Raw genomic sequence first — 23,647 nt, 5'->3', positions numbered from 1 at the left:
TAATAAAATCGTTTCCATGGAAGAAAAGCAAATTTTAAATGCGTTGCTCAGCATCTATCAATCGAGTGCCAACGTGAGTAATATGGCAGCAGATTCATTGTCTATGGGAAATATTATCAAGGATTTAAAGGATGGAGAAGACCGGTGGAATCATTTGGTGACGGTTTTGCGCGATGCCGGACTGCATGTAGATGATGCACAATATTTAATACCCGGCCAGAGCCCCGCCAGAAGCCTCACCATTACACTAGATGATGAGCCAAAAGATGGGGCTTACCTGGCATTTCACCTTTCGAGTTTAACGCCATTATTTTTTTTCTATATCAATAGGTACCCACGGATAGACAAGGAATTTGAACAATCATTTCTTGTCAAGCATAAAGAAGAGTTGGTTCAGGCTGATCCAATCGAGCGACCGAATGTCATCCGTAAGATATTTTTGGAAAAGTATGGAATTGAATTCAAAAGCAGTCAATTGGAGGCTGACGATGCAGCCAGTGAACAAGTTGTCGACACATTGATTAAAGCCCTGAAAAGCATTTATCCGGAATATGCCTTAATTTCTAAAGATATTGTGTTTAAACCCGTTCCGGAGTTGCAATATGTCAATTTGAAGGCACCGACTTTCTTTGACTTGTTGTTCGATGATTCGCACCGTTATTTGAAGATCTATTCAAATTGATCACCTCCCCGGTGTTGTCATATTATGTCAGAGCGTGGTTACAACCTCGCTCTTTCGTTTTTCAGCGAAGCAACATCGGTTTGCTGATAGATCCTGCCCACACCTTTAATTGTCCCACGTAGTAAGTATCCTGGGAACCGAGGTAGCCTGGATGCATAGTTTCTATTTCACCCTGGGATTCCCGTTTTTCTTTTTTGCGCTCCATTACAATCATCTGAGCTTCGGTAAGTATTAGACCATCCTGAGCCACACGGGCTTCTAATGCTTTCAGGCGCTTATCAAACACTTCCAGGTCATGGCGTTGCCAAACACTGGATTCTTGAAGGCCATAATAACCACTGCTTCTTCGATGGCTGGCTCAACGCAATTCTTAATAATTGGTTTCTTTCGGCTGATTTCGCGAAGGGCGTTCTCGCCTCCGGTATCGTACAGCTCTTTAATCCTGTAGAAGCTGTCGCGACTGTAGCCATTACCTTGCAAGTTGAGATACTGGCAGATGCCCAAATAAAAGCCAACTTAACCAGATATATTAATAATTATCTTCGTGAAAATGCGCCCGGTGCTGTTTTAAACCAATCAGGGTGCAACGGGAATATGCCACGAAGTAAACCAGTATATTGCAAGGCTAATTAATTACTTAGATTCGAATATGCACGAAAAAGATCATAGCCATTTCTGGAAATTGCTTAACGCGTTGTACCAGTACTACCCCATTGGTTGTAATGAATCTATATGGCATGCACACCCAGGCATTAAACGAATGCATGATATAGTAACGGAAAAAATAGATGTTACTTTAGCAGATGATAACTCAGCCGTCAACCGCTTTTTAAAAACCCTGCAAACAGCATTCGGTGACGAATTGGTTAACGATAGGTCGTTTCACCAATTTCCGAATTACAGTGCTACAGTTAAATTATCATCGAAGCATCAGGAAGGCCTGGAATTAAGTACATCCATAGTGGTAGATATCTCGCTGCTCTGCGAATATTTCACTATTTACATAGAAGATGAATACCGGCTTAGTTACCAACCTGCAAATGGCACGGAAAAATACAAAACAATGTATTCAGTGGAAAGATTCGATACTGGCTTTGCGGAAGATGAAAAGCTGGCCATTGATAAGGTTAATGCGGCAGTGGCTGCCATTTGGCCTGAAAAGCAAATGATCAACTACTTTGCACTGAAAACTACAATGGTTGAAGGTGGCAAACCTTTTAAAATGGAATGGTCAACCGAAACGAAACACTCGCTGTATGAGTTTATGTTCTCCGGTTTTCCGCAAAATGAAGCTATCACGCGCTATGCATAACAAGTCGCCCCTTGTCTGAAGGGGCGACTTTATCGGTGACTTGTTATATAGGCAAAAGTTGTCAGCCGGCGCTTTTTTTTATTTTAATGACGTTGTTTTTCCCGCTCCTGGTCTTGAGCTACCAATATTGCTAAGTATTGATGAAAATAGATGTCTACCGAATCTATTCTGTTTGTTTGTGTAATTTTCGCATAATAACCACTGGCTTTTAATGCAGCCATTTTCTCTGGGTTGTCTTTAAATGAATTCAGCGCAAACGCCTTACACCCTTCAAGTGTAGGGCGGGAATATATATGGTTAATGAAAGCCATAGTTGTATAACACACAAGATAAACACCAATTACAATCAGTATAATTTTAAACGTCTTGCGCATTTTCATATAACTAATATTATTAATAACGAATTTAAGGGATTTAATCTACATTAATATCTTGCTTGGCAAAAGATCAGTACATACTGTTGCTATTGGTGTTGTATTGGATGTTCAATTTTACATCGTCATTTTATAACATAATTTCATGCGTTGTACGTAACTTAACTTCAACATCATTTAATTTATGCAGCCAAATAAAAAATCACTGCTGAACTTTCAGGAAAGGTGGGAAAAACTTGTTACCAAGGGCTTTAGTGACTATAATTCGTTGACAAAAGACGAAAGAATATAGTTCAACGTACAGGCAGTGATTCCAGCCGGACTTCCCTCTACAAACATAGAAACAAGAAATACTGTGATTGATAATTGGCCAGACGGGAAATATGATTTTACTCTTGCTAAATTGGATCAGGTATTCTATGACAAAGAACAAGACCTTGAAGAAAAATTGATTCAATTCATTGAAAAGAATATTGTACAAAATTAATACAACAGTATGTTTTACATAAACTTGACAATAAATTTCCAGGTGGTTGTAAAACCACAATTTACAAAGGTAATTTCGAGACATTCAGATACGATTATGAATAAAAATGCAGCTAACAAATGCATTTGTAAAAGCAGGGTTTAACCAGCAGGAATTATGCAGCAATAATCCTTACCTGGCTTTATGATGGTTGCACAATATTGCACAACAAAGAGAGAGCTGTTAGAATTTTCATTCGAAATTATCAGTAGTTTGCAGGCTTATGATTAGCACATTAAAACGCACGGCCAGGCAGGGTTTAAACGCCATTCAAAAATCGCTGGCCAAAAACATTGATTATTTACATACGCAATCTCCCTATAATAAACTAATGGCCGAGCTGCATACAAAGGCCGATTTTACCCAATATGCACCATACACCCAATACCGGGAGGAGTTTGAGCAAAAAATAAAAGAGCTGGGCAGCGCTTATGTAAAATTGGGCGGCATTAAGTACCACCTAAACAGGTTTAAAGGCAACCTCAGTTTTCGCGAGGCCGGTACAAATGATAGCGGTTTAAATGCCCGCATGCGTTTTTGCTTGTCTATTATCAAAAGTTATTTCCCGGGCGCCCAAACAGCCTACCTGGCTGAGCACGATACGGTGTTTCACCAGGTGGTAGCAGCGCAAACAACGCTGCAGCTTACCACCAGCTATTACAAACCCGGCGCACCGCTGCACCAGGATCTTACGGCACTCACCTACCCCGATAATGCTTTTGATGTAAGCCTGTCTTTTGAAGACCTGGAGCATATTCCCGATTATAAAAAAGCTGTTGCCGAACTTTTCCGCGTTACCAAAAAAGGCGGCCACGTGCTGTTAAGTACACCATTTGTTATTGAGAACGATAAAACATTGGTGCGTGCTACCATTGACAGCACCGGCAAAATTACCCACCTGCAAACGCCCGAGTATCATGGCGATCCCATGAATCCACAAGGCATTCTTTGCTTTTACCACTTTGGCTGGGATTTGCTGGATGATTTTCGCAAGGCCGGGTTTTCAGCTGTTAAAATAATAACAGGATACGACACCGGTAAAATGATGCTGGGCCTGCAGCTGTTTATTATGGCGCAGAAGTAATAAACCCTTCGGTAGTACCGCCTGTTGGTTCAGTATTATTTTGTTAAGCGTGATTCATTTTTTTACCGCAACTGACGGTCCACAACGCAATGTTGTTTAGTTAAGCATTATCTACATTTAACCGCTCCCCGAAGGAGTCCTTTGGACAAAGAACACAAAGAGAAAACCCGCAAAGGTCACAAAGCGGCTGTTAAGTAAATGGCATCAACGGTCCTTCCCCGGATGCCTTTCCACTCACGATTCACGCTATTTCACCGGCATCTCATTATAAAACTGCTTATCCGGCCTGGCAATGTACATGCCATCGATAGATGACTGGTAAATATCCATCCCCTTGCCATTATTGCCCAGCAGCGTGTTGTTGGATGGGATAGTGCGCACAACTGGCATAGCATCAATCGGAGCAGCAGGTGTGGTGTTTTTAGCCGGGGCAGAGGGAAACACCGTAATACGCGGCCGCACAGGTTGTTTCCAAATATTAGGGTGTGCAGCGGCCGCCTCAAGGCGTTTACCCAATTCCTGGTAGTTCACCTGGCTAAAGGCATGCCCGGTGATAAGTAATGCAACAGCAGTCAGCAGCTTTTTCATATTACAAATCGCTTTACTGCAATTTAAGCAAACCGCTCAAAATTCCAACCAGCAGGTTAGCTGAGCGTTGAAACCCAGGTTGCGCCTTTGCTACGCATGTTCAAGTAAAAAGGCAGCATCAATGTTTAATATTTTGTGTAAGCCTTTTAAAAACTGCACGTCCGGTTTTCGCTTTCCTGAAAGTATTTCCGACACTTTAGACTTACCTATGCCAAGTTCAGTAGCCAGTTTTGCCTGAGACATTTTTTGTTCAAACATCTTTAATTCAACAACTTCAGCTATGCTGGCAGGTTCTTTTTTAGGTTTTAAACCCAATACCTCATCTTCATATTTTTCTGCAGCCGCCGCCATGGCAGAAAGTTTTTTCAGTTCTGCAGCAGTCAATTTTGCTTCTCCTTTATTCATCAGGTTATAAACAGCAACCATGGTTTCATGGTAGGCCTTTTTGGAAGAAATTTCGTGTTTCATGTTTCTACTTTTTAAAAACAACATCTGCCGCATTTATCTTGTCATACTCCTTATGGGTGCCAACAAATAATATAAAAACAGTTCTCACTTTAAACAGGATAAGGGTTATTAATCTGTAATGATTCCCCTTAATATCAAAAACATACCTGTCATTCCCTACAGCATCTACAGTATTAAAAGACTTTTTCATCTCGTTGAAATTCTTCCAGTCAGCAGCTTGTGCATCTGTGTACCATTTTTCCAGTGCACTTACTGCATCCGGGTGGCTTTCCGAAAACTCTTTAAGCACTGCTTTAGATATTACGACCATTATAATCTGTTTTCAAAATTAGAATAAAGTTCTTTAATTTAGAACAACGATCTTTCAGTAGGATAAAAAATCATCAATTTCGCAGCACGCAAACTCAACTATTAGTAGCCTTTCTGCCCCATGCCTCTAAGATCCCTCAACACTCACGAACGGCACTTGTTAAGTTCATTCACTATTGCCTATTCACTATTCACCAGCTCCCTCACTCACGAATGCCACTCGCCCCGGCAGCCCCTCCGCTTCCATCACTCACCACTCACTACTCACCACTCACCAAGCCGCCCCGCCTCCCCAAAATCCCCATTCGTTTTCCCCTAATATTCAGTAGTTTTACGCGATTACAGCTATTATGATTGAGATATTTATTATCCTGGGACTGATTATTTTGAACGGGCTTTTTTCGATGGCAGAAATTGCACTGGTTTCTTCCCGCCGCGCACGTTTGGAAACCCAGGCGAACAAGGGCGATTTGCGCGCGCGCGACGCACTGAAGCTCACCGCTAAACCCGACAACTTTTTATCTACCGTACAAATCGGCATCACCCTTATCAGCATTTTAACCGGTATTTTCTCCGGCGAGCATATCAAGGGTGATATCGTCGATTTTCTCAGCAGGTTCGACTTTATCCGTCCCTACGCCAATATCAGCGCCACCGTTATCGCGGTGATGTTTATCACCTACCTCTCCCTGGTAATCGGCGAGTTGGTGCCCAAACGCATCGGCCTCAGCAATCCCGAAAAAATTGCCAAGCAGGTGGCCAAACCCATGCAGATTGTTAGCTGGATCACCTATCCCTTCATCCTGCTGCTCGATGTATCTACCAATGCCCTCGTAAAACTCTTCGGCATCCGCGCCAATGAATCGCAGGTAACGGAAGAGGAAATCAAGGCTATCATCAGCGAAGGCACCGAACAGGGTACCATTGAAGAAGCCGAGCAGGACATTATTGAACGCGTGTTTCACCTGGGCGACCGCAATATCACTTCCCTCATGACGCACCGCAGCGATATTATGTGGGTGGATATGAACGATACGGTGGAAGACGTTAAAAAATCAACAGCCTCTGTTGCCCATACGGTATACCCGGTGTGTGATGACAATATCGATAATATCAAGGGCGTGGTTTTCCTGAAAAGCCTGTTTTTGGCGCAGCCGCACCAGCAACTGAAAGAGCTGATGCAGCCTGCCTTGTATGTGCCCGAAAACAACTCCGCCTACCAACTGCTGGAGCGCTTTAAAACAGCCGGCCTGCAGTATGCATTCATTGTAGATGAATATGGCACGCTGCAGGGTATTATTACGCTGCACGATATCCTCAAAGCCATTGTAGGCAGTATTGTACCTGCAGAAGAAGATGATTACGAAATTACCAAACGGGAAGACGGCAGTTTCCTGGTAGATGGGCAGATTCCTTTCTATAATTTCCTGAGCTATTTTGATAAAACCGAATGGATTGAAGAAGGCGAACAGGAGTTTGATACCATCGCCGGCTTTATACTGCATCACCTGCAGCACATTCCCCTTACAGGCGAAAAACTGCACTGGCGCGGCTTCGACATGGAAATCCTCGACATGGACGGCCACCGCATTGATAAAATCCTGGTAAAAGCCAAACACAAAGCCAACGAAGAGGAAGAGGAATAGAGAACAGCCCCGAGCTTCAAGCTGCAAGCTACGAGCGTTTATCGCAATACAATATCAATTTATGCCGGTGGCTGTGTCCCCACAACCACCCTCTTTTATTTCAATACGAGCGGCTGTGAGGACACAGCCGCGGGCAGATGGTATTTTCGCTACGATCATCCCGACTGTCGATTCTCGATTCTCGATGCTTTCCTCATTCACTATTGCCTATTCACTATTCACTTGTTACCACACACCGGCGAAGCCGACACACCCAAACTAAAACACAAACTTCGCCACCGCATCAGGATAATCCAGCTTATCGCTTTTTTCCTTGCTGCCCGTTTTAATGTGCATCATGTTTATCTGGTTGGTATTGTAATCGTGCAGCAGCGTATTGGTAATTTGCAGTTGCTGCAATGTTGCAACATTGGATACTTCAAAATAACACCAGGTACTCTCCTCCTGCTGTTCAAACCCCACAAACGTATAGGGGGCAGGCTTGCCGTTTACCTGTAATTGCAGGTGTTTGTTAATGTAGTCTGCCACATCGTGGTTAATGGCATTTTTGTCGGGCGGGTGTATCAGGTCTATTTTGCCGGGATAATTTTTTCGCAGCGCTCCTTCAAAGTCATCGGTGAAAATACGTACGCTTATTTCGAGCGATTTATTGGTCGTATTGTGTTGAATATCTGTCATTGACACATAAAAAGGATGCATCAAACCAAGAAAAATGCTGAGAAATGAGTGTAACAGAACGGTTGCCATCAACGGATTTATTTTTTGAAACTACAAAAGTCTGCATTAAATTGGACGCTTATAGATTTTTTTTCCCCCGAACGAATGGCATGAGTGAATTTGTTTTGTACGCCCAAATGGGTTTCTGGCATATAATTAATTGGGAAGGTCTCGACCATATTCTTTTTGTAACCGCATTATGTCTACGGTATTTGTGGACTGACTGGAAGCAGCTGCTGGTAATGGTTACAGCGTTTACCATCGGTCATTCTGTTACACTGGCGCTCAGCACACTGCAGTTTATCCATTTCTCCCGCAACTGGACGGAGTTTTTGATTGCCGCCACCATTTTAATCACGGCATTCAGTAATCTTACCGTAAAAGACTTCCGTTTCACCGCTAAACTACCGCTCATTTATTTTTTTGCATTGATATTTGGATTAATTCACGGGCTTGGTTTTAGCTCTGCGCTGAAAAGCTTTGTGGGAAAAGACCAGTCCATTGTTCTTCCTTTGCTCGCCTTTAATCTGGGCCTCGAAGCAGGCCAGTTAATCATTGTAGCCATTGTGTTACTGTTGTCATTCGTGCTGGTGCGTTTAATCGGCTTTAACCGGCGTGAGTTCCTGGTATTTGTAAGCGGTGCTATTGCAGCAGTAGCGCTTCAAATGGCGATAGAGCGTTTACCTGTACATAAAAACACCACCGATGCAGCTTTTGTAGCCGCATCATTGCCTTTAGCAAACAACAACTGTTTGATATATTCCGAACGTAAAAACGACACAATTATTCACTGATGAGAAAACTGTTGATCTGTACTGGAGCGCTGGCCCTGGGTTTGGCGGCCGATGCGCAGGATATCCAGAACAACCCCGGATCGAACCATGGCAACAAATTCGAACAGCTGGGCACCATCTTACCTACCCCTAATGAATATCGTACCGCAAGCGGTGCACCAGGCAGCAAGTACTGGCAGCAGCGTGCAGACTATGATATCAAATGTACGCTCGACGAAAAAAATACACGTCTTACCGGCAGCGAAACCATCAGTTACTATAACAACTCTCCCGATGCGCTCACCTACCTGTGGCTGCAGCTGGATGAGAACGAACACAGCAACAGCAAAAACGCCAATTACCAGGATGGCAGCAGCCTGCGTAACGGCGCTATCGACATCAATACACTCGACAAATTACAGGAACAGAAAACCGAAAACGGTTATGGTGACAACATCACTAAAATAACCGACATCACCGGCAAAAAACTGGCCTTCACGGTTAACAAAACCATGATGCGTGTGGAATTGCCCGCTACATTGAAACCGGGTGAGAAATTCGTGTTTAATGTAGACTGGAATTACAAAATAAGCGACCGCATGAAACTCGGCGGACGCGGCGGCTACGAACTGTTTCCTGAGGACGGCAATATGCTGTTCACCATGACGCAGTGGTACCCACGCCTTTGCGTGTACAGCGATTTCCAGGGCTGGCAAAACCACCAGTTCACCGGCCGCGGCGAGTTCGCACTCACCTTCGGTAACTTTAAAGTACAGATGACAGTGCCTGCCGATCACTTTGTAGGCGGTACCGGCGAATGCCAAAACTACCAGCAGGTGCTGGATGCAGCACATTTTGCACGCTGGCAGAAAGCACAAACCAGCAAAGAGCCTGTGCAGATTGTTACACTCGACGAAGCTAAAAAAGCAGAAGGCAGCCAGAGCAGCGCCACCAAAACCTGGATATTCAAGGCAGATATGGTGCGTGACTTTGCTTGGACTTCTTCCCGCAAATTTATATGGGATGCCATGCCCGCTTTTGTAGAAGGCAAGAAAGTAATGTGTATGAGCTTTTATGGTAAAGAAGCGTACAACCTGTACAGCAAGTTCTCTACCAAGGCAGTGGCACACACCATCAAATCGTACTCTAAATTCACCTTCCCTTACCCCTACCCTGTAGCACAGAGTATTGAAGCAGCCAACGGTATGGAATACCCGATGATTTGCTTTAACTACGGCCGCACAGAAAAAGACGGTACTTATAGCGAAGCCACCAAAAACGGCATGCTCGGTGTAATCATCCACGAAGTAGGACACAACTTTTTCCCCATGATCGTGAACAGCGACGAACGCCAGTGGACATGGATGGATGAAGGCCTGAATACTTTTGTTGAATACCTTACCGAAGAACTGTACGACAATAAATTCCCCAGCAAACGCGGACCGGCTTACAGCATTACCGATTACATGAAGATGCCGAAAAACCAGCTGGAACCCATTATGACCAACAGCGAAAACATTATCCAGTTTGGTCCTAACGCCTACAGCAAACCCGCAACCGGTTTAAACATTCTCCGCGAAACCATTATGGGCCGCGACCTGTTTGACTATGCGTTTAAAGAATATGCACGCCGCTGGGCTTTCAAACATCCTACACCTGCCGATCTCTTCCGTACCATGGAAGATGCAAGCGGTGAAGATCTTGACTGGTTCTGGAGAGGCTGGTTCTACAGCATTGAAGCTTGCGACATTGCACTCGACAGCGTAAAAGGTTTCCAGTTCGACCCCAATGGCCAGGTGAAATTCCCGGTAATGGGCAGAAGAGGCGAAGCCAGCGCAGATGGCATGCGTGGTCTTGACAAGCCTGCTGTAAACAACTTTGAAGACATTTCTAAAATCCGCAACAGGGAAGATAAAAACATTCACTTCCTTACAGACGTAGATACTACCCTGCGCGATTTTTACTGGAAATACGACCGCGGTATTGCTGCTTACGACAGCACCTATAAATTCAAAGCCACATCACCTTTCATGCTCGATGCATTAACCGATGCTGACAAGCAGAAATATGCCGGCAAATTCATCTACGAATTATCATTCAGCAACAAGGGCGGACTGGTAATGCCGGTTATTGTACAGTGGACTTTTGCAGACGGTACCAAAGAAGTAGACCGCATTCCTGCACAAATATGGCGCAAAGATGAAAACCATGTTACCAAACTGTTCCTGAAAGACAAAGAAGTAACAGGCGTACTGCTCGATCCAATGCGCGAAACAGCTGACATTGACGAAAACAACAACAGCTGGCCTAAAGTAGAAGCGCAAAGCAAGTTCAGCATTTACAAAATGAAACAGGCAGCGCGTGGCCAGTCAACCGGACTGAACCCCATGCAGAAAGCCGCACAATAGTTGGTCTATGCAGCCCACACAGCTGCGCCACTACTCCCGATTACATGAGAAAACAAAAAGCCGTTTCACACAAGTGAAGCGGCTTTTGCTTTGTTACCATTGCCCGCGGCTGTGTCTTCACAGCCGCTCATGTGGGGTTGAAGAAAGTGGCTGTGGGGACACAGCCACCGGCATCGTGTGAGGGACACAACCACCGGCATCGTGTTAACTCAACAAGCTAACCGCTATCAGCTATAAGCTGTTTTCACTACATTCGATCTATGAAAAAAATCGCTTTGCTGCTTGGCGCAATGCTTGCCTGCAGCCTCACCTTCGCCGCAACGGTCGACACCATCTCCATCTTCAGCAACAGCATGCACAAAAACATTCAATGCGTAGTGGTAACCCCCAACAGCTACCAGCATAGCCAGGCACACTACCCCGTAGTATACCTGCTGCACGGCTACAGTGGCAACTATGGCGACTGGGTTAAAAGCACGCAGAGCATGGTAAAAAGTGCAGACGAAATGAATGTAGTGGTCGTTTGTCCGGATGGCGCCTTCGGCAGCTGGTACTTCGACAGCCCTGTAGATACCGGCTTTAAATACGAAACCCATGTAGCTAAAGAAGTGCCTGCCTTTATTGATGCCCATTACCGCACCATTGCCCGCAGGGAAGCCAGGGCCATCAGCGGTTTAAGCATGGGCGGTCATGGCGCATTGTATGTAGCCATACGCCACAGTGATGTGTTTGGCGCTGCAGGCAGCATGAGCGGCGGTGTAGATTTTACGCCTTTCCCCAAAAACTGGGATATCGCCAAACGCCTGGGCAGTTACGAAGCCAACAAAGCGTTGTGGGAACAGAACACCGTTGTACGCGCGGTAGATTCTCTTAAAAACGGCACACTCGCCATTGCCTTTGAATGCGGTGTCGACGATTTTTTTATACAGGTAAACCGTAACCTGCACAGCAAACTCATGGAAAAGAAAATAGACCACGACTATACAGAACGCCCGGGCAGACATAACTGGAACTACTGGGGCAACGCGGTGCAATACCAGCTTTTATTCTTCAGGGATTATTTCAGGAAACAGGGCACTGCACAGCAATAAACGCAGCAGCTAAACATAGAGGGGTGGCATTAATAACCGGTGCCGCCTTCTCTTTCGCGGACCTTCTTTTTACCGGAATTGCGTTTCTCGTATTCGAGTACTTCGCGGGGTTTATCGCCGGGGCCGGGCACTTTGGGGCCAACACGAATGGTGTTCACCACATTATTGCCATTGCCGGGTGTTTGCAGTTTGCCGAGAAAATAAGTTTCTGTTTTAACAATCATACCCGAGTTGGGATCGTAGTAATTCCATTGGCCATGTGCCTCAGTATGTGCTTCTACCTTTACCAGCGTCATGGTTACCTTCAGCGGGTTAACAGGGTCGGGCACTTCTACCGTATCGTAAGGATGATCGGGATTGGTGGCTTTCCAGCTTTCTTCGCGGGTAAGCTGCCCTACCAGGTTGTAGTAGCGGCTAATGCCGTCTTTATTGCCCCAGTGGTAGTTTTCAATGCAAAGCAGGTCGCCCATGAGGTTAAACTTGCGCCACATGCCTTCCTTCTGGCCGTTTTTAAAAATACCTTCTTCTTCATAACCGGGGTTACCCCTCAGTTCATCTACATGAATCACCCATTTTCCCTGCTTGTCGCCCTTCATGTCTACACAATCCAAAGTATCTCCCTTCACGCCTATGCGAAAGGTTCTACATTGAGCTGTAGCTGCTGAAACCAGTATGAGCCCGCAAAGCAGCAGGAACCAGCGCGTCATAGACAGCAGGTTTAATGATAAAATGGGTTACTAAGTATATTGGCACATGAACTGTACCAGATTTGCTTAAAATCGGGTTGATTTCGGGCAAATGTATTGTAAATAACGGTTTAGAAGGCTTTACAGTATGCAGCCCCCTTATTTTTCCCAGAAACAACGCACCGCAAGTCCGTACCCGGCCATGCCCAGCCCGCTGATGGTACCCATGCATTTGGCAGATACATGCGATATTTTGCGGAACTCTTCCCTTGCATGCACATTGCTGATATGCACCTCGATTACAGGCGTTTTAATGGCCGCAATGGCATCGCCCAGGGCCACAGAGGTATGGGTATACCCGCCCGGGTTCAGCACAATGCCATCGTACGAAAAGCCCACGCGCTGCACCTCGTTAATCAGCTCTCCCTCCACATTGCTTTGGTAATAGCTGAATGCCACCTCCGAATACTGTTCCTGCAGCTTGCTGAAATAATCTTCGAACGACTGGTTGCCATAAATACCCGGCTCCCGCTTACCGAGCAGGTTTAAATTGGGACCGTTGATAATTGCAATCTTCATAAACGACTAAATGGGCTACAAAGTAAAACCTTTCGGATTACCAGCCAATTACTTGTACCTGGAGTGTGGATATCGTGGTGAAAGAAAAGAGGTTCAATTGTTTAAGCGTTTAATAGTTTAAAGGTTTAACGTTGGTATGGGGTATTACTTACACCGCTATTTTGTACATGTGGCGGAAGGTTTTGATCATAAAAGGGAAGCGGATTTTCAGGTACAGCTTAATATACGACCTGGCAGAATACCCGTTTTTATTCAGCAAAAATGCATGCCTGGCCTGTACAAGTGCCGCTTTGGCATTACCCTGCTCTTCAAATAAAATATGGGAGAGATCGCTAAAAAACCAGGAGAAATTTTTCCGCGCCTTTTTCCTGAGCACCTCTTTCATTTCTTTTGGCAAATGATGCTGGCAGATAATATTGATCACTTTACTGATGTCTTTGATATTTTGTCCTGTTTCATAATACCTGGTGCTGATATTTGTTTGGTGAATGCGGTAGCACGCAAAATACCCCGGGGAATGCACTACCGGGTAATGGGCAGCTATCCTCACCCACATTTCCCAATCTTCACCATAATGTACCGCAAAAAAAGACCCTAACTGTTCGTATACTTTGCGTTTTACGGTGATGCATGGGGCCTGTATCCTGTTGCCTTCGGCAAGCCTGAATAGCCAGTTGTCGATTATACCCGGCTCTGCCAGCAATTTCTTTTCCGTTTGCAATTCCCGGTTTTCGTGGTTTACATAAATAAAGTCGGTAAATGCAGCGCCCGCGTCGGGGCATAAAGCAAACAGCTTTTCTATTTCTTTATAATAGCCCGGCTTTACAAAATCATCCCCATGCAGTATATGTACCAGTTCGCCCCTTGCGCGGTTAATGCAGGTTTCAAAATTACGCAGGCTGCCAACATTTGCCGGCTGCCTGTAGTAGCCTACCCTGCCCTTACCAGCATTGGCAACCAGCGCACCTATATCTGCATCAGTACTAAAATCATCAATAACCTCGATCTGCATCTCATCTGCAGCAGGCGCCTGCTCAAGCACACTCTCAATCGCACGCGTAAGGTAGGCTGCACAATTATAGGCAGGGATCATGACTGACCATTTGGTACGATGTGTTGTTGCCGGCAACGGTGGAATAACCGGTGGTTGCTGAGGCGTTCTTTCTTGCATATACCTCGGTTTAAATACGCAATTAATATTGCACTGCTTCGGTTAAATAAAACCTGTTCCAGTTAACAAGGCCCTGTTGGTATGCTTCTTTCTGCTTTGCAGAGGTTAAATACGGGTACTGTTTTTCGAGTGTTGCCAATGCAGCTTTCAACATGCGTTGTTTATCGCGCGATACATTAAAACTGTGAAAACGATAAGCAGCGATGCGTGTGGTATGACTGAATATGGGATAGTTCCTTGCTATATGCAAGTTAAGATCATAATCTTCACAAACGCTTAAAGCGGTATTAAAATGATAACGGAAAAACAATTCTTTTCTGTACAATACGGTTGCTTCCATGCCAATGTAATTACCCTGTAACAGTGAGCAGTAACCGCTTTCAGCCTCCTGCTGCACGTGCTGCATAACAGATCCGTGTTCGTCAACACGATCGTGTCCGCCCGACACAAAGGCCGCATCAGGCACTATGCTGAAATAGTACAGGTTTACTTCCAGTGCATTGGGGTAAAGAAAATCGTCTGCATCTAAAAAAAGTATAAACGGTGCATTACCATGCGCTGCGCCAATATTGCGTGCAGCCGAAAGCCCTACCCTTTCCGTACGCACGTATTTCACTTCCCTGAATTGCTGCGCAATGGCAGCAGTATTATCGGATGAGCCGTCATCTACCACAACCAGTTCAAACCGCTGAAAGGTTTGCCTGTACACGCTTCGAATGCTTTCTTCCAGAAACTGCCCCTGGTTGTAACAGGTAATCACCACGGTAACCCAGGTATGTTCATTTACCACAGCGGGCGCCAGGGGCGTGGGGTTGTGCATACCACTGCTGCCGGAAGATGTTTGCCTGTTGCTGCGGTAAAATCTTCTGCCCGAAATGCAGCCTTTTACTTCTGTAAAAAAAGTAGTAAAATCGGGCGTTGCACCATAACGCAGGCGTTGTTTCAGGCGATTGAGATAGTAATTGGATAAGCCGGGATGGATACGCGTTAAATTGCCCCGGTGCCCATAGCGCTCATGTTGTACATACAACGATGAAACCAGTCCGCGCATATAGCTAAACAATTGCCGGTGCAAGCTGGCTTTGTCGGCGCGGTGCTGGTGCAGTACATAAATATGGGGCAGGTATACACAGTTAAAACCTTCGGCAAGTATGCGGTACCAGTATTCCGAATCGCCGCTGCAACCTGCTGCGCCCACATCCAGCCGTTCATCAAACCAGCCGAACAAATCAAATGCTTCCCTTCTGAAAGCCATGCTGGCACCGGCGCCCACATCCCAGGCAGGCACGCCATCATCCAGCTTCGCCATAAAAAAAGCATGATCGAATGTTACCGGGGCAAAGCCCTTGTTAAAGCCCCAGTACTTCTCGAAAATATACTGCGCTTCGGTGTCCAGCGCATAAGGCAACACAAGCCCGGTAACCGCCATCGTGGTGCGGTTGGCAAATGCCTTTTTCAGCTGGGCCGTCCACTCCCTGCTTACCAGCACATCATCATCGGTATAGGCAATAATGGCACGGGTAGCGCTGGCTGCCCCGGTATTGCGTGCAATATCCAAACCCTTCCTGGGTTCAAACACATATTTTACGCCATCAAACTGCTGCACCACGAGCCTGGTTGCTGCTGTATCGGAAGCATTGTCTACCACTATCAGTTCAAAATCACGGTCATGGCTTTTCATCAGTTCTGTAATGCATTGCTGCAAAGGGCCTGGCCTGTTACGGGTGCAGATAACAACAGACAGGCTTTCGGCGGGCGCCTGCTGCAGCCGGTTGTTAAGCGTATCAAACACCTGTTGCAGGCAATGCTGAATAGCGGCATCGCTGCTGTTTTCGGCAGTAACAACAGCAGTGCCTGTAACACCTGCCGCATAATGCCACACAGCCGGCGCTATTGCCTGCAGAATATCCCTGCGCAGTTGTGCGGCACTGCCCGGCATAGTGGCCGCGCAATACCATATATGCCCCAGCGGCACACCCTGCCACCACAACACAAGGTAAGTATTGCCTGGTGGTACCGCTACTGTAAAACCTTCGGTAAGCTGTACATGCACTATTGCGTATGGGGTAAACTGCTTCATACAATACCGGTTAAAATGGGTTCATATTCCAGCAACACGGGAAAAGCGGGCCGCACATATCCCAGCCATTTGCCAAACCAGGCGCTTTGCGTGCGGTAATCTTCCACATCAAACGAAAGACAGGCTTCGAAATGAAACAACCGGTTGGTGGTATTTTTTACGAAAGACAGCGAAATATAATAAGAGCCATCGTTTAAGAAGTTGCCGGGTATAAGGCAATGCCCGCTTACTTTTCCGTTAGAAAAACAGTGCCCTGTTGAGCAGATATCAAAAATACATTCGCCCGAAAGTGTGTGCAGCTGAATGCCTGCAATCAGGCTATCGGAAGCGCCGTTAAAATACCAGAATTCAAAATGAATTTCCAGCGGGGTACGTATATCTATGGCGTTGAAACCGGGCAGAAAACGGGGCACCAGCGATACTTTTTTTATGCGTATATGATCGTTACCCGGCGCTTCTTCAGGTGTTGCATACTCCTGGTAAAAAAACTGCTGCTGCGCTTTTTTCAGGTAATCCGCAATTACTTTTTCGGGCAGGCCTTCTTCCACAATCTGCCCTTTATCCATACACACCACACGCGCACATAAATTTTTAAGCGCCTGGGTGTTGTGGCTTACAAACAATACAGTTCTGCCGGCATGGCCGGTTACTTCTTTCATTTTACCAATGCATTTGCGCTGAAAGGCCTCATCACCTACTGCCAGCACTTCATCGATAATAAGTATTTCGGGGTCGAGGTTGGCGGCAATGGCAAATGCCAGCCTTACATACATGCCGCTGGAATAACGTTTTACAGGTGTATCTATAAAACGCTCAATGCCCGAGAATGCGATAATCTCATCGAGCTTAGCCTTTATTTCCCGTGTTTTCATGCCCAGGATAGTGCCATTGAGAAAAATGTTTTCCCGCCCGGTTAATTCGTGGTGAAAACCTGTACCCACCTCCAGCAGGGTGGCTATGCGCCCTTTGCCGCGAATGATTCCGGTAGTGGGTAAGGTGATACGTGCTATAAGTTTAAGCAGGGTTGATTTACCTGCACCGTTACTGCCCAGAAAACCCAGCACCTCGCCCCTGTTTACGCTGAGGTTAATGTTCTTTAATGCCCACAACTCGTATTGCTGGCGGGTTTGCAACAAATCGGCAGGTTTGCGCAATACCTTGCGGTTCCACCAGCCGGTAAAGTCTTCCTTAAAACTGCCCGAACCATAATTGCCCAGGCGGTACAGCTTCGACACATTTTCCAGTTCAATAATGGTATCGTGCATACTGCATGTTTAAATGGTGTCTATTACCGTAAGCGCCCGCTTTTGAAACAGCCAGATACCGGCCAGCAATACCAGCATGCTTTCCACAAATGCAAGGGCGATATAATTGTAATGAATGTCTTTCCAAGAAAAAAAAGCTGCGCGCCAGGTTTCAATAATTACGGTAAGCGGGTTAAACCAGTAAAACCAGCGCAGTTGCGGTGGAATAATAGAGGCGGCATAAAATACAGGCGTGGCAAACATAAACAGCCGCAGCAGAAAATGGAATATGTTTTCCATATCGCGGTATTTGGCCAGCACCGCGCTCATCACCAGGCCTGTACCCAAGGCCAGGGCTGTCTGCATGATCAGCAGCAGCGGAATAAGCAACAATGTTACGCCGGGCACCGGGTAATACCCCTGCCACAGGTAATAGGCGTATACGAGTAAAAACACCACCAGCTGTATCAACAGCCGCACCAGCTGCACCAGGGCTGCGCTAAACGGCACTACAATGCGCGGGAAATACACTTTATTAAAAACATGCGCATTTTTTATAAAGGTGTACATGGTTTCCATCACGCAATCTGAAAAAAAGTTCCAGAGAATAATGCCCGGCAGGTAAAATACAACGGCAGGCAAGCCCTCGGTTGATAACCGCACTATTTTACCGAAAACAATGTAATAAACCAGGGTGGTTAAAAGTGGTTGCAGAAAAATCCATACAGGTCCCAGGATGGTTTGCTGGTAACTGGCCACCAGGTCGCGCCGGGCAAAACGCAACAGCAGGTCTTTGTTGTTCCTGAAAAATGCCGGCTGAAACGAAAATACCCTGGCGGCCGAAGCCTCAATTTCCCAATCCCATGGCTTTTTATGCATACGGTACGGATTAACAGGTACATACTGAAATTACATCAAAAAAAATGCGCTGCAACAACTGCGCGCTTAAAAAAACCTTACTATCAGCGCCTGAGGTTCAGTGTTCTTCAGGTGCGGGCAATGAAAAACTATGCACAATTGCCGGTTCACACCGAAAAATAACATCCCTAACATACTAACGTTCAACTTTAAACGTTAAACGCGAAACGCAAGCAACAACCGCATGACCCCTGTAACCCGCAAAAGATTGATCCGCTTTATACTCATTCCCGTTATCTGCCTGCTGGTGCTGGTAGGTGTCGCCGTGGGTATCCTGGTAACGCAGCAGCAACGCCTCGTAAACATGGCCGTGCAGGAGCTCAACAAACAGCTCAACGGCGAACTCGTTGTTGGCGGCAGTGATATTTCACTGTTCCAGAACTTCCCCTACATTTCTATTGGGCTGAAGAATGTACAGCTGTATGCCAACAAGCAAAAAAGCAGCAAGCCCATTTATGAAGCAGAAAAAATGTACATGGGTTTTAGTCTGCCCGATATACTGCGTCATAAATACAATGTAAAAGCCATTGTGCTGAAAAACGGCCACCTCGACCTGGTGCAGCAAACCGATGGCCAGCTGAACATTGTAGCGGCCAGCCAGATGCACCAGGATACCACCGCTGCAAAAGACACTTCCAATGTGCAGCTCGATCTGCATATCAACAAAGTGGTGGTGAAGAACATGCTGGTTTCTTATATTGACCAGAAAAACGGGCAGCACATTGCCGTTAAAATCGAACGCATACAATCTGCCCTGCATTACGATAGTGCACAGCTGTCTACCGATCTCAAGGGCACCATGGTATTCGACTATACCCGTCCCGGAGATACCACCCTGTTCCGCAACAAACACGTAAGCACAGAAATAAAACTCAGCTACGATAAAGCCACACAGGTAGCAGCACTGCCTGTAGGCAAACTGAAACTGGAAGAGGCTGCCTTTAACATCAACGGTACGGCCAACCTGCGCAGCAATACGGTTGACTTTAAATTCTCCGGTGACAGGCCCGACTTTAAACAACTCTTCGCCTTTGCGCCCGAAGACATTGCCAAAGAACTGAAACATTTTAAATACGATGGCCGCCTCAATTTCGACGGCACCGTAAAAGGCAGCATCAAAAACGGCCAGCTGCCGCATATAGAACTCAACTTTGCCTGCAGCAATGCCTGGCTGCACAATACAGATGCCAACAAAAAACTCGATTCACTCGCCTTTAAAGGTTACTATAGCAATGGAGCCGGCAATTCCCTCAAAACATCAGAGCTGCGTTTGCTAAACATGAACGCCCGTCCCGGTGAAGGTGTGTTCAGGGGCAATATCGTGATCCGCGATTTTACTGATCCCAAAATACTGATGCAGGTAAATTCAGAGCTGGAAATAGGCTTTGTAGGCGCCTTCCTGGGCATTAAAGACCTGGAACATGTAACCGGCCATATTAACCTGAACATGGACTTTAAAGAGCTGGTAGACCTCAGTATGCCACAAAAAGCCATGGGCAAATTAACCCAGGGTATACAAAGTGAGCTTACCGTACGCGATCTTACCTTCCGCATACCCTCGAACCCCTACCTGGTAGAACACCTGAACCTGCACGCAGCCATGAAAGACGGCTTCCTGAAACTGGATACACTGTTCTGCAATATCGGCAATTCAGATTTCCATGTAAACGGCTCTATCAGCGACCTGCCTGCCCTGTTTCACCACCAGGAAAAACCGGTAACCGTAACACTCTCCGCACACAGCGATAAAATGATTTTGAAAGAACTGCTGGCATTCGACAGCAGCAAAAGCAGTAAGGTGAAAGAAGAGATCTACGGCTTCAACATCGGCATGTCACTGGAAACATCAGTGAACGAGCTTACACATCCCAACCCGTTGCCCAAAGGCAAATTCAAAATTACCCAGCTGCGCGCTGCGTTTAAGCAATACCCACATGCGTTTCACGATTTTGGTGCAGCGTTAACCATCAGTGACACCTCCCTGCTGCTGCGCAATTTCGCAGGACTTATAGATAGCAGCGATATCCAGTTCAGTGGTCGCGTAAACAACTACGCCTTGTGGTTTAACAAAGTAATGCGTGGCAAAACACTGGTAGCGTTCGATCTTAAATCGCAACACCTGGCCATGCGCGATTTGCTGGGCCGCTATAGCCGCCAGTATGTGCCGAAAGATTACCACAACGAAGTGGGTTCTCAAATATGGCTGCGTTCTAAAACAGAACTGCGTTACGATTCGGTGTTTAAGTTCGCCAATATCAAAATCGCCAATATTTCAGGCGAGCTAAAGAAGCACCAGTTTAAGCTGGACAGCATTAGCGGCAACATTAAATTCGGTGCAGATCATTTTGTAAAGCTCGATACCTTAAGAGGCAAGATAGGCCGCAGCGATTTCAATGTAAGCATGCGTTTGTATACCGGTAAGGATACAGCGCGCATGAAGAAAGAAAACTACCTGCAGTTTGCCTCGCGCTTTTTGGATGTGGATGAGTTAACCAATTACAAGCTCAGCGCAGCTGATGCTGCCACCGAGAACAACGTGGCCGCCGCCTTCGATACCACCGGAACCGTAGCGGTAAAAACAGTATCTACACCTGCTGTTTCGCACGATAGCGGGTTCAACATATTCCAGGTGCCGTTTATTAATTTCAAGGCAGCCGTAAACATCGGTAAAATAAAATACCGCAAACTGTGGCTGAAAAATGTAGTATCCAATATACGCATGCAGGAAAACCAGCAGCTGTTTCTAGATACCCTGGCGCTGGATATTGCAGAAGGCAGACTGGCCGCACACGCACAGTTCAACGGCACCAACCCGAACAAAATCTTCCTCAAAAGCCTGATCAATGCCACAGACATCAATATTGAAAAGATGATGCTGAAGCTGGACTACTTTGGGCAGGATTATGTGATCAATAAAAACATCAAAGGCAGGCTTACCGGTCAAATCAAAAGCTTTGTACTGGTGCATCCTGATCTTACGCCGTATATAGACCAGTCGCGCGCGCAGCTCGACATCAACATTTACAACGGAGTGCTGGTGAACTTTGCACCCATGCAGGCCATGTCTTCTTACTTTAAAGACAAGAACCTGAAAATGGTACGCTTCGACACCCTGCGTAACAAGCTTACCTTTAAAGATGGCGCGCTCACCATCCCGAACATGAACATCAATACCTCACTTGGATTTATGGAAATTTCGGGCAAGCAGGCGCTGGATATGCAGATGGAGTACTACCTGCGCATTCCGCTTAAAATGGTTACCCAGGTAGGTTTCCGCATGCTGTTTGGCAAAAAGCAGGAAGAGGTAGACCCTGACCAGGTAGACGCTATCGAGTACCGCGACAAGGAGAAGAAAGTGCGGTTTATGAACATCCGCATCAGCGGCACACCCGACAACTACAAAATTGGCCTGGGCAAGGCACCAAAGAAAACATCCTGATACAGGTGAATAGTCAATAGTGAATAAACAAAGACAGCCCCCCGCCCGGTTAAGCCGGGCGGGGGGCTGTCTTTTAAAAATTACAGGAAATGCCAATACCTGATCTCTCAAACAAAATTACAAGATCAGTCATTTTAAAAAAGGAAATACTGTTTTTGTAAATGGCTCTTATATGAAATATTTGCTGGTTGCAAAACAAAATAATGGATCTGTACGACAGGGATGATTGACGGGGCTTTATTTTTTATACCTGTAACATACCACATGCAGCTGCGTTTCAGCAAACAAAACAGCAGCAATGCATACCAACAACGACCGGGACAACTGGCTGGATTATCTTCGGGCTTTTATTACGCTGCTTGTTGTAGCGCATCACTCCTCACTGGCCTACACCACGTTCGCATCGTTTAACAAGGCCGCCTATATCACCTCCACCCACCCTGTGGTGGATACCTTGCGCAGCAGCTCACTCGATATATTTGAAGACTTCAATGATGTATTCTTTATGTCGCTGATGTTTTTAATAGGCGGCATCTTTTTATGGAACAGTATTGCAAAGAAGGGCAGGCAGCAGTTTTTGCGCGACCGGTTCAGGCGCCTGTTTGTACCCTTTGTTATTGGCGTAACCCTACTGATGTTACTGGCCTACTATCCCGCCTGGTTGCTGGCGCATGGGCATACCAGTCCTAAAGCTTATATCGTTGACTTTTTTACCGTGGAAGCCTGGCCTGTTGGTCCGCCCTGGTTTTTATGGGTGCTGTTCCTGTTCAACGGGCTATTGGCATGCACGTATCCATACATGCAAAAAGGGCTGCACCAATGCGGTATATGGCTGGCCCGGCAAACAGCGCACACCGTATTTATTTGCTGGTACATTTTGGGCTGGATACTGTATGTACCTGCAGCGCTTTACTTTGGTGCAGATGCGTGGACAGGTATTGGCCCGTTTGATTTTCAGCAGAGCCGTCTGTTGCTGTACGCCGGTTATTTTATACTGGGTGTTGGCATAGGTGCACCGGGATTACACAACAGCCTGTTTACAGCAGGTAACCGCTTTATGAAAAAGTGGCCGCTATGGTTATTGGCATGCGCCGGTTCTTATGTACTGTTGAAATGCAGTGCACCACCCTTACTGCACAGCCTGGACACCGGCCAATTAAACAACATACAGGCCACGCTTATTTATCGCAGCATATGGATACTCAGCTGCACCTGCAGCAGTATTGCTTTTATCACGGCATTCAGGCAACTGTTTCACCGTTCATACAGGTTGTGGCAATCGCTTGCCGGCAATGCATATGGCATTTACCTGGTGCATTATGTATTTGTCATCTGGCTGCAATATTACCTGTTACGCTGTACCATATCGCCTGTAAGCAAATTCCTGGTGTGCACTATTGCCAGTATCCTGCTCAGCTGGGCAGCGACCTGGCTGCTGCGAAAAAACAAGCTGGTAAGAAAACTATTATAATGACACAACACAGCTTCATAGTTATCCAATAAAAGGCTGACCCGTTTACCGGGCCAGCCTTTGTCATCAGGAGACATTATA

General features: G+C 46.1%; 21 protein-coding genes and 1 pseudogene. 10 read left to right on the top strand and 12 right to left on the bottom strand.

The annotated features are described in order from the left end of the window. The first annotated feature begins 16 nt into the window (after positions 1 to 16). Positions 17 to 682, top strand: coding sequence for a hypothetical protein (locus tag DXN05_RS10155; RefSeq protein WP_116847091.1), 666 nt, complete (start codon positions 17 to 19; stop codon positions 680 to 682). 71 nt (positions 683 to 753) lie between these two features. On the opposite strand, the pseudogene DXN05_RS25050 reads toward DXN05_RS10155, so the two are convergent. Beyond that, a pseudogene (locus tag DXN05_RS25050) lies at positions 754 to 1,150 on the bottom strand (helix-turn-helix domain-containing protein); the annotation flags it as partial. Positions 1,151 to 1,331: 181 nt separating this feature from the next. On the opposite strand from DXN05_RS25050, the gene DXN05_RS10145 reads away from it, so the two are divergent. Beyond that, entirely contained in the window at positions 1,332 to 1,994 is a 663-nt protein-coding gene (locus DXN05_RS10145) for a hypothetical protein (protein WP_116847090.1), read from the top strand. Between the two features lie 83 nt (positions 1,995 to 2,077). Here DXN05_RS10145 and DXN05_RS10140 read toward each other — a convergent pair whose 3' ends face one another. After that, positions 2,078 to 2,374 carry a hypothetical protein gene (locus DXN05_RS10140; protein WP_116847089.1) on the bottom strand — a complete coding sequence of 99 codons (297 nt, stop codon included), beginning with the start codon at positions 2,372 to 2,374 and terminating at the stop codon, positions 2,078 to 2,080. Positions 2,375 to 2,675: 301 nt separating this feature from the next. On the opposite strand from DXN05_RS10140, the gene DXN05_RS10135 reads away from it, so the two are divergent. Both DXN05_RS10135 and DXN05_RS10130 read left to right on the top strand, forming a co-directional pair. Continuing rightward, on the top strand, positions 2,676 to 2,855 hold the full coding sequence (locus DXN05_RS10135; RefSeq protein ID WP_116847088.1) for a hypothetical protein: 180 nt from the start codon (positions 2,676 to 2,678) through the stop codon (positions 2,853 to 2,855). A gap of 262 nt (positions 2,856 to 3,117) precedes the next feature. Further along, entirely contained in the window at positions 3,118 to 3,978 is an 861-nt protein-coding gene (locus DXN05_RS10130; protein WP_116847087.1) for a class I SAM-dependent methyltransferase, read from the top strand. A gap of 246 nt (positions 3,979 to 4,224) precedes the next feature. Here the strand turns inward: DXN05_RS10130 and DXN05_RS10125 are convergent, their stop codons facing one another. The 3 genes from DXN05_RS10125 to DXN05_RS10115 all read right to left on the bottom strand — a co-directional run bounded on the left by DXN05_RS10125 (position 4,225) and on the right by DXN05_RS10115 (position 5,344). Beyond that, positions 4,225 to 4,566: a hypothetical protein gene (locus tag DXN05_RS10125; RefSeq protein WP_116847086.1), complete on the bottom strand. Its 342-nt coding sequence runs from the start codon at positions 4,564 to 4,566 to the stop codon at positions 4,225 to 4,227. A gap of 90 nt (positions 4,567 to 4,656) precedes the next feature. Beyond that, entirely contained in the window at positions 4,657 to 5,034 is a 378-nt protein-coding gene (locus tag DXN05_RS10120) for a helix-turn-helix domain-containing protein (protein ID WP_116847085.1), read from the bottom strand. Positions 5,035 to 5,038: 4 nt separating this feature from the next. Beyond that, entirely contained in the window at positions 5,039 to 5,344 is a 306-nt protein-coding gene (locus DXN05_RS10115; protein ID WP_116847084.1) for a type II toxin-antitoxin system HigB family toxin, read from the bottom strand. Between the two features lie 349 nt (positions 5,345 to 5,693). Between DXN05_RS10115 and DXN05_RS10110 the strand changes: the two genes are divergently transcribed. Further along, positions 5,694 to 6,989, top strand: coding sequence for a hemolysin family protein (locus DXN05_RS10110; protein ID WP_211330011.1), 1,296 nt, complete (start codon positions 5,694 to 5,696; stop codon positions 6,987 to 6,989). 258 nt (positions 6,990 to 7,247) lie between these two features. Here DXN05_RS10110 and DXN05_RS10105 read toward each other — a convergent pair whose 3' ends face one another. Beyond that, complete coding sequence (locus DXN05_RS10105; RefSeq protein WP_116847083.1) at positions 7,248 to 7,736, bottom strand: DUF6702 family protein; 489 nt, start codon at positions 7,734 to 7,736, stop codon at positions 7,248 to 7,250. 80 nt (positions 7,737 to 7,816) lie between these two features. On the opposite strand from DXN05_RS10105, the gene DXN05_RS10100 reads away from it, so the two are divergent. The 3 genes from DXN05_RS10100 to DXN05_RS10090 all read left to right on the top strand — a co-directional run bounded on the left by DXN05_RS10100 (position 7,817) and on the right by DXN05_RS10090 (position 11,978). Beyond that, entirely contained in the window at positions 7,817 to 8,500 is a 684-nt protein-coding gene (locus DXN05_RS10100; protein ID WP_116847082.1) for a HupE/UreJ family protein, read from the top strand. Then, on the top strand, positions 8,500 to 10,887 hold the full coding sequence (locus DXN05_RS10095; protein ID WP_116847081.1) for a M1 family metallopeptidase: 2,388 nt from the start codon (positions 8,500 to 8,502) through the stop codon (positions 10,885 to 10,887). Before DXN05_RS10100 ends, DXN05_RS10095 begins: the two co-directional genes overlap by 1 nt. A gap of 260 nt (positions 10,888 to 11,147) precedes the next feature. Next, the gene (locus tag DXN05_RS10090) at positions 11,148 to 11,978 is read left to right on the top strand and encodes an alpha/beta hydrolase (protein ID WP_116847080.1); all 831 of its coding nucleotides are present in this window, start codon (positions 11,148 to 11,150) and stop codon (positions 11,976 to 11,978) included. A gap of 29 nt (positions 11,979 to 12,007) precedes the next feature. Here the strand turns inward: DXN05_RS10090 and DXN05_RS10085 are convergent, their stop codons facing one another. The 6 genes from DXN05_RS10085 to DXN05_RS10060 form a co-directional block, all read right to left on the bottom strand. Further along, positions 12,008 to 12,685: a toxin-antitoxin system YwqK family antitoxin gene (locus DXN05_RS10085; RefSeq protein WP_116847079.1), complete on the bottom strand. Its 678-nt coding sequence runs from the start codon at positions 12,683 to 12,685 to the stop codon at positions 12,008 to 12,010. 138 nt (positions 12,686 to 12,823) lie between these two features. After that, positions 12,824 to 13,243: a type II 3-dehydroquinate dehydratase gene (aroQ, locus tag DXN05_RS10080; RefSeq protein WP_116847078.1), complete on the bottom strand. Its 420-nt coding sequence runs from the start codon at positions 13,241 to 13,243 to the stop codon at positions 12,824 to 12,826. Between the two features lie 148 nt (positions 13,244 to 13,391). Next, positions 13,392 to 14,414 (bottom strand): glycosyltransferase family 2 protein, encoded by a 1,023-nt coding sequence (locus tag DXN05_RS10075; protein ID WP_116847077.1) that lies wholly within the window; start codon positions 14,412 to 14,414, stop codon positions 13,392 to 13,394. Positions 14,415 to 14,436: 22 nt separating this feature from the next. Further along, positions 14,437 to 16,494, bottom strand: a complete 2,058-nt coding sequence (locus tag DXN05_RS10070; RefSeq protein ID WP_116847076.1) for a glycosyltransferase family 2 protein — start codon at positions 16,492 to 16,494, stop codon at positions 14,437 to 14,439. Next, entirely contained in the window at positions 16,491 to 17,759 is a 1,269-nt protein-coding gene (locus tag DXN05_RS10065; protein WP_116847075.1) for an ABC transporter ATP-binding protein, read from the bottom strand. Before DXN05_RS10065 ends, DXN05_RS10070 begins: the two co-directional genes overlap by 4 nt. A gap of 9 nt (positions 17,760 to 17,768) precedes the next feature. Continuing rightward, positions 17,769 to 18,617, bottom strand: coding sequence for an ABC transporter permease (locus DXN05_RS10060; RefSeq protein WP_116847074.1), 849 nt, complete (start codon positions 18,615 to 18,617; stop codon positions 17,769 to 17,771). A gap of 223 nt (positions 18,618 to 18,840) precedes the next feature. Here DXN05_RS10060 and DXN05_RS10055 point away from each other — a divergent pair, with 223 nt between their 5' ends. Next, positions 18,841 to 22,095 (top strand): AsmA family protein, encoded by a 3,255-nt coding sequence (locus DXN05_RS10055; protein WP_116847073.1) that lies wholly within the window; start codon positions 18,841 to 18,843, stop codon positions 22,093 to 22,095. 298 nt (positions 22,096 to 22,393) lie between these two features. Continuing rightward, the gene (locus DXN05_RS10050; protein WP_116847072.1) at positions 22,394 to 23,566 is read left to right on the top strand and encodes an acyltransferase family protein; all 1,173 of its coding nucleotides are present in this window, start codon (positions 22,394 to 22,396) and stop codon (positions 23,564 to 23,566) included. Positions 23,567 to 23,647: the final 81 nt, after the last annotated feature.

The sequence above is a fragment of the Deminuibacter soli genome (assembly GCF_003412455.1).
GTDB classification, from domain to species: domain Bacteria; phylum Bacteroidota; class Bacteroidia; order Chitinophagales; family Chitinophagaceae; genus Deminuibacter; species Deminuibacter soli.
This window is presented reverse-complemented; position numbering and strand designations above follow the sequence as displayed.